This window comes from Acinetobacter sp. CWB-G5, assembly GCF_019209785.1.
Classification (GTDB): domain Bacteria; phylum Pseudomonadota; class Gammaproteobacteria; order Pseudomonadales; family Moraxellaceae; genus Acinetobacter; species Acinetobacter johnsonii.
Window position 1 is genome coordinate 19,826 of record NZ_JAHUTF010000008.1, and the last position, 12,595, is coordinate 32,420.

At 40.4% G+C, this 12,595-nt stretch carries 12 protein-coding genes; 5 read left to right on the forward strand and 7 right to left on the reverse strand.

Translation table 11 applies throughout. From position 1 onward, the window contains the following. Window positions 1–80 precede the first annotated feature (80 nt). On the reverse strand, window positions 81–479 hold the full coding sequence (locus KVY11_RS12435; RefSeq protein WP_004684416.1) for an ATP synthase subunit I: 399 nt from the start codon (window positions 477–479) through the stop codon (window positions 81–83). Window positions 480–650: 171 nt separating this feature from the next. Beyond that, window positions 651–1,490, reverse strand: coding sequence for a metal ABC transporter solute-binding protein, Zn/Mn family (locus KVY11_RS12440; protein WP_062031755.1), 840 nt, complete (start codon window positions 1,488–1,490; stop codon window positions 651–653). Window positions 1,491–1,631: 141 nt separating this feature from the next. Here KVY11_RS12440 and KVY11_RS12445 point away from each other — a divergent pair, with 141 nt between their 5' ends. The 4 genes from KVY11_RS12445 to KVY11_RS12460 are packed head-to-tail and all read left to right on the forward strand — an operon-like array spanning window position 1,632 to window position 4,199. Next, on the forward strand, window positions 1,632–2,126 hold the full coding sequence (locus KVY11_RS12445) for a transcriptional repressor (protein ID WP_004984035.1): 495 nt from the start codon (window positions 1,632–1,634) through the stop codon (window positions 2,124–2,126). After that, complete coding sequence (gene znuC / locus KVY11_RS12450; protein WP_218289119.1) at window positions 2,111–2,893, forward strand: zinc ABC transporter ATP-binding protein ZnuC; 783 nt, start codon at window positions 2,111–2,113, stop codon at window positions 2,891–2,893. Before KVY11_RS12445 ends, znuC begins: the two co-directional genes overlap by 16 nt. A gap of 3 nt (window positions 2,894–2,896) precedes the next feature. After that, entirely contained in the window at window positions 2,897–3,697 is an 801-nt protein-coding gene (znuB, locus tag KVY11_RS12455) for a zinc ABC transporter permease subunit ZnuB (RefSeq protein WP_218289120.1), read from the forward strand. Window positions 3,698–3,701: 4 nt separating this feature from the next. Next, window positions 3,702–4,199, forward strand: coding sequence for a DUF523 domain-containing protein (locus KVY11_RS12460; RefSeq protein ID WP_218289121.1), 498 nt, complete (start codon window positions 3,702–3,704; stop codon window positions 4,197–4,199). Here KVY11_RS12460 and KVY11_RS12465 read toward each other — a convergent pair. Then, window positions 4,180–4,800 carry a LysE family transporter gene (locus tag KVY11_RS12465; RefSeq protein ID WP_218289122.1) on the reverse strand — a complete coding sequence of 207 codons (621 nt, stop codon included), beginning with the start codon at window positions 4,798–4,800 and terminating at the stop codon, window positions 4,180–4,182. The genes KVY11_RS12460 and KVY11_RS12465 overlap by 20 nt on opposite strands. A gap of 161 nt (window positions 4,801–4,961) precedes the next feature. Between KVY11_RS12465 and KVY11_RS12470 the strand changes: the two genes are divergently transcribed. After that, a complete protein-coding gene (locus tag KVY11_RS12470; RefSeq protein ID WP_218289123.1) occupies window positions 4,962–5,882 on the forward strand; it encodes a Dyp-type peroxidase in 921 nt (306 codons plus the stop codon). A 50-nt stretch (window positions 5,883–5,932) separates the two neighbouring features. Here KVY11_RS12470 and KVY11_RS12475 read toward each other — a convergent pair whose 3' ends face one another. The 4 genes from KVY11_RS12475 to KVY11_RS12490 are packed head-to-tail and all read right to left on the reverse strand — an operon-like array spanning window position 5,933 to window position 12,453. After that, the gene (locus KVY11_RS12475; RefSeq protein WP_218289124.1) at window positions 5,933–6,661 is read right to left on the reverse strand and encodes an SH3 domain-containing protein; all 729 of its coding nucleotides are present in this window, start codon (window positions 6,659–6,661) and stop codon (window positions 5,933–5,935) included. After that, on the reverse strand, window positions 6,658–8,604 hold the full coding sequence (locus tag KVY11_RS12480) for a LysM peptidoglycan-binding domain-containing protein (RefSeq protein WP_218289125.1): 1,947 nt from the start codon (window positions 8,602–8,604) through the stop codon (window positions 6,658–6,660). Before KVY11_RS12480 ends, KVY11_RS12475 begins: the two co-directional genes overlap by 4 nt. Next, entirely contained in the window at window positions 8,604–9,158 is a 555-nt protein-coding gene (locus KVY11_RS12485; protein ID WP_218289126.1) for a hypothetical protein, read from the reverse strand. Before KVY11_RS12485 ends, KVY11_RS12480 begins: the two co-directional genes overlap by 1 nt. Beyond that, entirely contained in the window at window positions 9,148–12,453 is a 3,306-nt protein-coding gene (locus KVY11_RS12490; protein WP_218289127.1) for a type VI secretion system Vgr family protein, read from the reverse strand. The genes KVY11_RS12485 and KVY11_RS12490 overlap by 11 nt, the downstream gene beginning before the upstream one ends. Window positions 12,454–12,595: the final 142 nt, after the last annotated feature.

The window sequence follows — 12,595 nt, forward strand, 5'->3', positions numbered from 1 at the left end:
AAATAGAGAGAACGAACATCGCGTGCTGCTTGATATCTCGTCCATCTCCTAAAAAACTTTTCAATTTTTTGTAGTGCTTATTAAACTCGTTTTTGTTGACGCGACACCCAAAATGGAGCAACCCACGTCATGGTTTGAACGAGCATAAAACCACAAAACAACGCCACCGCTGACAACGGTTTGACATTGCTTAAAATTAAAATGAAACCAACAATCACTATTGCAAACTTACCCATCATGCCTTTATACATGTTCGCAAGAACTTGTTTAGAAGCGCGAGCTCCTGCTGCTCGAAACGACTGCCATGAAAAATAGCAAGTCGCAAGCCAACACACGAGCGCACCTAATGCTGCACTCAGGGCTGCGGTTGAGTCTTTCACGACCCAGCCGATCAAGGCTGAAACAGGAATCATACATGCTTGTAAGAGGACTAAAGCTTTCGCTAATCGTCGGTCAATCAAGCGACTAGTTCGGCTCATTATTTATTCACTCACAACAATCATGCTTGACAAGTTTAGCTGATGATTATTTTTAATCGCAGGCATTATAGAGTTACACCCCTGAACATGCAATCTTTTCCCGACCTAAGTCGAGTTTTTTTCTATGTTTAAATTGCTTTTAAACTAATCAATTATTGTTTAATTTTTGCGTTACTTTCGCGCATTTAGCACACATTTATGCACATGATCGGCCAATTGCTTCCATGCGCTGACAAAATCCCCTGCCCCAGTCATGCTTTCATCAACCGCTTGGAAAACCAATGGGTTCAACTTTTGATATTGTGCTTGACTGGCATGCACTTCGGCCAAAAGGCACATCTTTGAATAAGGGCGGCTGTCATTTAAGTATTTGATTTGCGCAACCGTAGGGGCAATATGTGGGTCATCTGTCAAGGCGCCTGCAAAGCGTAAGTTTAAAGGTCGCTCAATGTATTGATAGGCATCATGAAAAGACCAATACGGGCGAGCTTGGGTACTTTGACTATATATAGCTGAGGCTTGCAACATTTTCTGAGCAAAGATTTTGGCATTGTTCCAGTAGCGCTCCTTATACTCAGGCATCTGCTGTGAACGCAGGCCTGCAATAAAGAAACCGATACGTACCGCATTGTTTGGGTCAAGCCAAACATGGGTATCAATGGTATTTTTTAAGGCATCACCACGGGTATTTCGTAGTGGTAAGGCATTGATAATGCCTGAATCTAAAATAGAAACTGCTTTATCATTGGGGGTCAGGAGTTTATCCAGCGGTGCTTCATGTGCTCGTCCCAACCAAATAACCAAGCCTGCATCCTGAATGATTTTACGATGCATTGGGGTCAAACTCACATCATGTCCAGATTGATCGGCCAACAATAAGGTTGGTTTTTCAATGCCTTTCGTCACTTCCTGTGCAATCAAGTAAATCGGCTGTGTAGAGACAACCAAGTCTTGCGTCCAAGCAACACTACTAAACAGCGCAAACGCAAAAAAAGCCAAGAAACGGGACATGGGGAGCAATCACTAGAAATACAATTAGTGTTATAATATAACAAATCGACAAAAATACCTATGCCTAATCGAAACTCTCTGCGCTTCATGTTAAGATTTAATGTCGTTTTTCTTTTATAAATTTTGCACTTGAGGTTTGTTATGAGCGCTTGTTCTCACGAACACCACCATGCTTTACATGATGTGCATGGTCATCACAACGTTGAGACGCGTTTGGCTGAAGCAGAAGTCTTGTGCGCAACAACTGGTGCGCGCCTAACCCCCTTAAGAAAAGAAGTCTTGGCATTGATCCTGAATGCGACAGGCCCGATGGGTGCGTATGACTTATTGGCTAAAATTAAAAGCAATGCCGATCGCCCTGCTGCCCCACCGACGGTGTACCGCACCTTAGACTTTTTATTAGAAAAAGGTCTCATTCACCGACTCACCTCGATTAATGCCTATATTCCGTGTTGCCATCCCCGTGAAGGCCATCAAGCCGCCTTTCTCATTTGCACTGATTGCAAATCAGTGACAGAGGCCTCTGCTCAAGGATTATTACAACAACTCGATGCACTTTCCGCAGCCGATGGTTTTACGGCACAACATAGCATTATCGAAATTTCAGGAATTTGTCAGCAGTGTCGCCACAAATAAGCCTCGATCCTGTTCTGGTCGAACTCTCCCAAATTAGTGTTCGTATCGATGAACGCGACATTTTAAAGCATGTCGATTTTGTCTTACATGAACGGGAAATTGTGACCCTGATTGGCCCAAATGGTGCTGGAAAATCCACGCTCATTAAAGTGCTATTGGGTATTGTGCACCCTAATACTGGCGACATTAAAACAACAAAGCCACTCAAGTTTTCTTATGTACCACAAAAGTTTAATCCCTCACATAGCCTACCGCTTAGGGTGAAAGACCTCTTGGCTTTGGAAAAATGTGATCCTGTAATCAAGCAAGAAATTATCTACGATACTGGGATCAGCAAACTTGAAAATTCTAAAGTACAGCAGCTTTCAGGTGGGGAACGACAACGCGTTTTACTGGCTCGTGCACTGTTACGTCAACCCGATATTTTGGTTCTCGATGAACCGATGCAGGGCTTAGACATTCAGTCTGAGGCTGAGCTGTACTACTATGTGCGCAGTTTACCCGCCAAATATGGTTGTGCTGTGCTCATGGTTTCACATGATTTGCAGTGGGTCATGCAAGGAACTCATCGTGTGGTGTGTTTGAATAAACACATTTGTTGTAGCGGCCTGCCTGAAAGCGTGCAACAACACCCTGAGTATCAAGCCATTTTTGGTACCAACCGCGTGTTCTATCAACATCATCATGATCACTGTGCACATGGTGATAGTGCAACGCCTTGTCAGCATGACGCTCGTCCACACATTCACCCTGAACCGGAAGCTTAAGTCATGATGGAATGGTTACAACTGCTGTTGCCTGCATGGATTATGGGCACACTTCTGGTCTTTTTAACTGCGCCACTAGGCTGTTTGATGCTATGGCGCCGCATGTCTTTCTTTGCCGACACCATGGCACATGGCACGTTACTGGGTGTCGCGATTGCAGGAGCAATGGCGTTGCCCCTGTGGATGGGTGTGGCTTTTATTGCGGGGCTGTTGGTGGCGATCCTTTGGGTTTTGCATGATCCACGTTTACCGAATGATGCATTACTCGCACTCTGTTCTGCGACCTTGCTCTGCTCGGGTCTGATGTTTATTCAACATATTCCAAGCTTAAGACCTGAGCTACTCAGCTATTTATTTGGTGATTTGCTCACGATCACATGGGCAGACCTGCCCGTTTTTGCCACTGTTATTGTTGTTGCATTGGCAGTGCTTTATAAAAGTTGGCAAGCTCAAATTCAAATCGCGATCGATCCTGATATGGCCATCAGTGAAGGTGTCAGTGCGAAATGGCAACGTTTGATTTTTATGTTGCTACTGGCTTTATTTACCATTTTGGCGCTTCGTGCAGTGGGTTCTTTACTGATGGGTGCCTTGCTTGTCATTCCAGCACTCACCGCTCGACTGCTTGCCCACTCTCCAAAACAAATGGTGATTTGGGCCTTTGTGATTGCGCAAATTGGGGTGACGGTTGGCTTATGGTCCAGTGCAGGGCTGAATACCTCTACAGGGCTCAGCATTGTTTTAACCATGTCGATTTTGTTTGCGTTGATTTTTATCGCGCAGAAGTTTAAAAAACTGACATAACTAAATGGGCCATAAACGTTATTTTATCAGCGCATGTCTACTCGGACAAAAAGTCCGTTATGACGGCAAAGACTGCTTAGTCTCTCAGTTAGTTGAAACCTTGCTCGATAAAAATTATGTCAGCTTATGCCCTGAAGTCAGTGCAGGACTTCCAACCCCGCGTCCCGCAGCAGAAATTCACCACGGGTCAGGTGCTGATGTTTTATTAGGCCACGCACAGGTTTTTTCCTCAGATGGTCATCAGATTAGCGAGGTCTTTATTCAAGGTGCTTACAAAGCTTTAGCATTAGCGCAAGCCAATCACGTTACCCATGCTGTGCTCAAAGCCAATAGCCCATCTTGTGGCAGTGATGGCATCTATGATGGCTCATTTACTGGGCAAAAAATTGTAGGGGAAGGAATCACTGCCGCCCTATTTCGTCAGCACGGTATACATGTGGTTACCGAACAACAGTTTTTAGTAGAATTGACGCAGACTAAACTTACTGATGAACCAAACTAAGCAGTCCCGCCGCACAACTGAACAATACTGCGAAAGTACGATTGAGATATTTTTGCTGTCGCGGTGATGTTAAGAGTTTTAAAACTTTCGCTGCCAATCCCGTATATCCTGCCATCACAATCAAATCAATCGTAACCATCGTGACGGCCATCATCGCATACTGACTCCACTGCGGTTTAGACAAATCCAAAAATTGCGGTAAAACTGCCAATAAAAAGACGATTGCTTTGGGATTGCTCATATTGACCAAAAAGCCATACATCACCAATTTGGAGCGAGACTTAGTCGATTGTTCTTGTTGAATTTCAATCGATTGGATGGGTGCCATCCATTGTAAATAAGCCAAATACAATAAATAAGCCACACCAAACCACTTCACGACCCAAAATGCCCAAGGCGTTGTGGCAAAAAGCACCCCTACCCCAGCGGCTACAATACCGATTTGCACCAACAAGGCGAGTTGTAAACCCAGCGCATTCCAATAGCCATGCCGAAAACCGTAGTTAAGGCCACTCGACATTGACGCAATGGCCCCTGCCCCTGGAGAAATACTAATGATCCAACATGCGAGTACAAAGCCAAGCCAAATTTGAAATGACATAGTGGTATTGAGAAAAAAATGACCTTTAGATTATATGATCTTTCATGCTTTTAGGGTTTATTATTCATCAATGAATTTATCACTTAAGGCTATGAAGCTGAAACTGCATAAGGCACAATAAGTACAGCCAATAGAAATAACAATTTTTTTAGGAGCCATGAATGACCGCCCAATCTGTAATTCTACCATTACCTTCAGATCATGCCCGTTTTATTGTTTTACGTTTAAAAGATTTAAGTATTGAAGAACTTAAAGAAAAATTAGAAGATTTATTTTCCACCCGTGATCGTCTTATTACCCAGCATCCACATGCGCAAATTAAAACGGCTGTTGCTTTTGGCCCTGAACTTTGGGCACAACTTCATCCTACAGCGCCTGCAGGGTTTAAACAGTTAGAGCCCATTTATGGCTCTTTCAATATGCCTGTTTCACCTGCGGATGTTTTAATTCATATTGCAGCTCAGCGTACCGATATTTGTTTTACCCTTAGTCAATCGTTCTTCGAAGGCATCCAAGATAAAGTTGATGTTTTAGATGAACGGGTCTGTTTCCGCAATTTTGATGGTCGAGATTTGACTGGTTTTATTGATGGTACTGAAAACCCGCAGTTCCCCGATGATCGTGCTGCAACGACCTTATTAAGTGAAGATGCAGGAGTATTCGCAGATGGTTCTTTTATCTTTGCACAGCGCTATTGCCATGATTTGGAAAAGTGGAAAAAATTAAAAGTTGATGCTCAAGAGCAAGTCTTTGGACGGACAAAACTTGAAAGTATTGAACTAGATGATGACGTTAAACCTGAAAATTCTCACGTTGCACGTGTCGTGGTTGAAGATGATGAAGGCGAGGAAATGGAAATCCTACGTCACTCTCTTCCATATGGCGATGGTAAAGGTGAGCAAGGTTTATTTTTTATTGCCTATACGAAAGATTTAAGCATTATTGATGCGATGTTACTGCGAATGTTTGGCACCAGTGGTGATGGAATTCATGACCGTATGCTTCATTTTGTGACTCCTGTGGACGGTGCTTATTATTTTGCGCCGAGTGAGGAGCTGTTGGAAGAAGTGTTGGAAGGGTGATTTTTAAATGCTTAACTATAGTAAGGGCCTACTGTAGTTAAGCTAATCTTTTACAATTCGGCTTTCCATACGCTATTTTTCATCAGCTTCCCATCTTTAATATGTAATACAATATTATATTGAGCAGCTCCACCACTACTTAATGAGTTGATTATGTATAAATCATTGTTTTTCTGATAAATCTGAAAATCAGCAAGTTCATTCTTACTACTGAGCCCATCTTTTGGAAAAAAATAGTTTTCCAATTGATCTAAATTAATAATAATTTTTTGTTCTTGGGTCTTAACTACAATTCTGTTCAACTGAAGAAAATTTGCAGTAGGGAGGTCACCATCCGTACCATAAAAAGCCTTCCCTTTATACAAACTGTATAACTCGCTCCCCTTTAGACTTTTGGAATAATTTTTTGAATTCAAATCCGCATCCTTCGCTGAGATCTCAACTGTATATAAAGAATTCCTATATAAAGTAGTTTTAACATCATATTTTTTTAATTTGATTTTGTTATAACCATCAAATCTATTAATTCTATTATTATAAATATAACCATTCACACCAGACGATGAGTTAATAAAACAAAAATTATTCACAATATCATCTACACATGAAACTATTTCTCCATTCTTCTGTTTAGATATAACCTTAGAGCTCAAATCTGCTAATTCACGAACATTAACATAGCCATCTTTATCTTGAATTAATCCAAAATCAGCATAAATACAACTACTAATCGTCATTAAAAAAGGGAAAAAGATATAATTCATTTTATTTTTGCTCATTTAGGGTAAGTTCCTTTTTTATCGCGGATGTATTTAATTTTTATATTAGGATATTGACGCTGAAAGTTTATGATTTTTTCTGCCAAAATTTCAACATCCTTATTCTGCGCACGAGTACAACCCATTGTAACGCGCCAGCCCTGCTTTTCAGCGTAAGGATCTTTTAAGCCAGAGCCTCCTCCATGAACCCAACGAGCCCTTGTATCAGTACTACGAATTTTAGTAGTTCCATATGCTGCCCCCAACTGACTTGTCCTAGTGCCACCAGAAATAATTGTATAAAATCCAGTAAACGCCCCATCAGCATTACTTTTAGCTTTACTAGACACTCGACTTCCTGATTTGAAACTAAAAATCTTGTTACCTAAATGATCATAAAAAACAGTATATCCACCTTTGGGCTCTTCAAACGGGCCATAATCCATATCTTGAAATGTATAAATAACAGCCATCCCATCAGATATTTTCACTTTCACGTCCTTTGTATTCCCATTCAATTGCGTTTTATTTTTATCAATTTTTGGAGGCTCTTTTACCTTTTGATTATTAACCGCTTCTTTTGCTACTGGAGTACTCAACTCAATCATATTATTAAATTGTTGAGCACTGTTACTAATACTACCCGTCGGCTTCGCTGTGTGATTCTTCGAAAACTCAAGAATATCTAAATTTAAATTACCTAAACCAATATTGTTAAAAATTTGGTTTAAAACACTATTAGATGGTTTGTGCCTCAAGTATTTATTTATCTTTAGTTTCTTTCCAACTGCAATATTATTTATGTTACTTATCTTATTATCTTTTGCTATTTCCTCTATAGTAGTGCCGAATTTTTTAGCAATTCCTGCTAAGGTGTCACCCGATTTCACACTATAGCTTTCACTCACACCCAAAAATAGAATCTGACCAACCTTTATCTTGTTCTTATCTTGAATATTATTATCTTCTATAATTCTATTTACAGTTGTAGCATTAGATTTAGCAATTTTTTCTAGAGTATCCCCTTTTTTTACAACGTATCCTGCTGTAGAACTAGTATGTATTAAATCTTTGTAATTATCAGGAAGTATAATAGTAATTATTTCATCACCAATTCTTGAGAGTATAGATTTAGACTCTCCTTTTGAATTTGTTTTCCCAAAAATAACATTTATTTCTGTTTCATTACCCCTATCCATTGATAAATGTGAAGGCTTTTCATTACTCGAATTTTTAACAGTTGCCAAAATATAATTTTTATTCTTAACATCTGAACCATTATTATCCGTTAGTTTAATTTTGGTTTCTACCTTTTGCTTCAGTAGAGCTGTTAATACTACTAATTTCTGTTTGAAAATTCTTTCATACGCTCTAATTGCATCCTTCCTCCATTTGAAATTATATGCTCGCTGCTTACCACGATCATCATTATAATATCCCGGACCATCATGATGAAGCATATATATTAATTGCCAGTATTTCTCATCACTAGGCTTAAACCCCCAATTAATAGCCAGCTCTTTATTAAATAAAAATGCAACCAAAACACCATATGATCCGATAGTTGCATCAAAAACATTGTTCCCTCTCATATCAATGTCTACACCAATCAGCTCTTTAGCTCTTTTTCTAAATGCATTTGCTGTATCCTTTGTATATTGTGCAAGTCCTGCGGCACTGGTGGTTCCAGCCGCTGCATCTGGATTAAAACCAGATTCTGCTAAACAAATTAATAAAGTATAAGCCGTTTCCTTATAATCAAGGTTATACCTCGAACATAGCGAAATAATAATGTCGACTATACTCTTAAAGTTAGCCTCTTCAATATCACCATATATTCTAGAATTTCCTTTATTTTTTTTATTGGCTGGTATAGGAATACCGATCAAAGAGTAATCTACAATTTGTTCATCTGTATAAGCATAGCCTTTTTTTGGACGCAATATCTCATATATCTTAGACATTATTCTTCCCCATAAACTGCATTAGCAGATATAACTTTTATTCTTTTTATTTTCATATTATCTATAATTTTTTTAGCGTCTTTTTTTGGAGTAATAACTCCATTTAAATTTAAAACAACTGGTTTTCTAAATTCATTAAACTCTTCAACAGTCATTGCATTGATGTTATTTGAGACACCTTGATTTAGGAGAACAAAACTATTTCCTTCATGCTCTATACATGAAAAACTAATAGGGCTTAAATACCCTTCTTCTAAGATTATTTTTTCCTTATGATTCATTTTATCTATTACTGGTAAGTTAATTACGGTTTTTTCATCAATTAACAATTTACTACTTCTACATTGTCTAACGATTCCTCCACTACCTCTATCAACAAGTCCCTCCTCAGAATCATAACAACTCGAAAGAATTTTAATTCTTTTCTTCCCACATTTTATTTCTTTTGATTCATATTTTTTATAATTTAAACTCCCTCCATCTGATAAATCAGAAGAGTTACACCCATAAACCATTATAGATATCAATAAAATAACCAAAAAATTATTCTTCATTTATTTCACCATTATCTTCATCAATTAGCGGAGAATCTATATGATTAAGCTGTTCATACTCATACGTTGTTTGTGGTTGGAACCAAATGTCTTGGGTTACCTCTTCAATAATTTCCAAATTCAAACTTTCATCACTTGATGAGGAATATCCAGTTACTGTCATACCATTATCGTCTGTCGCTCCTAAAATTTGTTGTCCGGATGGTAAGGTTAATTTATATTTTTGTCCTTTTACTGGATTATTTTGCTGATCCCTAACAAGAAAATTTCCATAAAACATACTTGGTAAATTAGGTAATTCAGCATTTACTATGGCCCCACCCACAAAACTATGCTGCCCCGCCTTACTTTCAAACTTTCCACCTGTTGTCGTAAAAATTCCATCTCCATTGATTTTGAGCTGTGAACCACCAGCAGTCAGTACAATTTCTTTCGGACTGGTTATTTCTATTTTATCTTCTGTTGAAATTAGCTTAATCACCTTACGCGCAATCGCTTCTATTGCATCATCTTGCGCCTGTAATTCAACTTTTCCTTTCGCAGCAAATGCCTTTAGCCCTTTTTGCGCAGCAAATAAGCTCACCTTATCCTGTGCATGCGCAATAATATTCTTCTGGGCACTTAAGTTGATGGATCCCTGTGCACTTTCAGCGATGTCTTGAGAAGCCTGTAAAACAATATCTTCAGGCGTCGTTAAAGCAATACCATTGGGGGAAGCCAACAGCATTAAAGCCTGACGAAAGATTTTCGCTTGAGCTTGATTCTGAGTATCCTGCGTTTGCTCTGCCTCTTGAGCATATGTCTCCATAAAACCTTGCATGGAGCCCAATGCCTGCATGGGATGAACATCCAATTTGCTGCCTTTATTAAAGCTTCCGCAAGCACTGGTCAGGTCAAAGTCTCTCATATCAACATTCGCAATCACTTTACCAACATCTTTTAAAGCGCCGAGTGGATCCGCATTCAATTTGTCTTTCACGCCTTGCAACTGACTTTTTAAAGCATCTGTACCATGTTCTTCGAGGTTATCAATAAAGGCTTTTAAATTTTCTATTGAAGCCTCTGCATCCTGAAAATAATCTTTAAATTCATTGATCAAATTGTCTGTGTCTTGACCAAATTTTTGAATATCCTCAATAAAACCACCACACGTTTTTAATGCCGAAATCGGATCCTGACTGACTGCAGTTTTAAATAAACCAACAGTTGCTTGGAGGGCTTGATTGGCCCCTTTTAGCTCTACAGACTGAATCAATTTAGGCAGACGATTGATCACATTCAGTGCATCAGTCTGTTGTTTAACAGCCAAAGTACTCAGCATGTGCATACTGTCATGACCTTGCTGCAAGATGGACTGGGCTTCGGATGCAGCCAAATGATCTGTGACCGCTTGATCCTGTGCATAGGTACTAATCAAGAGGCCTTTGCCTGCACGCATGGCTCCCCATTGATCCGTTCTTAGCTCAAACCCCTCACCACGCCCATCACTGTTCTCAGTTTCTTTTGGATGACTGAGGTTACCGAGATTGAGCTGACTCGCTCCATGACTGCTGTGTAGCTGCACACTAATTTGCCCTGTCGTATCATCAAAACGCAGTTGGTTAAAGCCTTGCCCTGCAACCTCTTGTGAACGAATCCCGCTGAGTTTTTTCGTCGCAGGCAATGTCCCTTTCACATCAAACATGGTTTGGTGGCGCTCGGCCTCATGAATGCGTCCTACTACAAAGGGTCGATCGACATCCCCCTCAAAGAAGTCGATGACCACAATTTCTCCAACACGCGGATGAAAACGTGCGCCATACCCCTCACCCGCCCATGGGGTCAATACATCGACCCAAGCCGAGTCCGTGTCATTGTCATTTGCACCCGCCCCACCATCATGAGCATGGTCATCACTACGTGTAAACATAAAGCGAACTTTAATCCGTCCCCATGCATCCACATAAATTTCTTCCCCTTCAGGCCCGACAACTTTGGCACGTAAAGGATAGGCTGCTGGACGGTGTATCCACGCTTGATATTCAGGAACAATTTTGACCTCACGGCGTACGACAAAGAGTTCATTGGCTTGCCGTTCCTCATTCAGACCTTGCCAGCGACTTCCTTTTAATAACAGATTGATTTGCTGTAATAACTCTTTGGGTAAATTATTTTGGTTATAAAAAACTTTGCCTAAAATGAGAAATTCACGCTCTGCGGACACATGCTGTTCTATTTCAGGATGATCCACCATTTCAAACCAATAGCCCACTTGCGCATCTCGAACGCTACTTTTTGCTGTGAAATATTTGGCCTGAAGCTCATGATATTGGTTCAGTTGTTGGTTGAGACGATCTAGTTGACTGCTATTAGCAGACGTGGCCTGATCCTCACCTTGTAGATCAGCCGTCCATGCTGGACTGACACACCAGACTTGTTCCAGACCCAAACTTTCATTGTCTTGTTGATCACTATGCTGATGTGCACTCAATACAGCCTGACTCTGATCTTGAGCTAAATGTTGCGCTTGCCAACGCTGCGTCTGTACCGTGGTGGATTGTAAGTGACGTTCAGCAATAAAACTGGTGATGCTATCAAAAGGCTCAGTGGCATGGCTGCGGTGGAAACGAATCTTTCGGCGGCCCAGTGCTGTAAAAGCTTGATTATCATCCATCAAACGAAGTTGCTGTGCCTGAATCGGTTCCGACGAACTGAGCACCGTCGGAGCTTGTTCATCGATCAACCAATTAATCCCTTCACTCCGCCATAGTCGAGTGAGAAACTCAGCGTCGGTTTCATTAGACTGCATGACAAAGGGTCGTACATCATAATCACGGCTCAAACCGTCTAAGTTCAGACTTAAGCTGGCTGCAAATAACGTACTGTGACTTTGCCATTCGCTAAACAGAGTTTCAGTGATTTCACGAACACTTTTACTCATAAACACGCGACTGTTTCTGCGCTTATGCCACAGTGCTGTTGCATCTTCAACGGTAAGTTTATAAACAGTTAGCGCACCATCACTTTGCCCCTGACTGGCACTGGTAATCACCCCCGTCAGACGAGAAAGCTGCCCCACATCCGTGACCTGATCAACCGCGACACGCCCACCAATAAACTGTTTTAAAGGCAGATAAGCATTGGTCGATAGACATAGAATTTCAGCTTTTAAGCCTTGATTGATTCTGTGCTCGCCCTCAATGCGCTGAATAAACACCTGTGTGTTCAAAGCCGAATTGGAAAAATGAATATGCAAAGCACGTTTTTGTGAGCCGAATCCAAAGGATTCCAGCATTTTATAAATAGAATTGAACATGATCATTGTTAAGTTATTGGTTTTTATACTTGTGCGCGGAGTGTACAAAATGTCTTTTTTTTAATCTAGTAAAATAATGTTAATGAAGACGCAGCTCTCAAAAAACAAAAAGGAGCATTACGCTCCTTTTTGTTCAATCTCA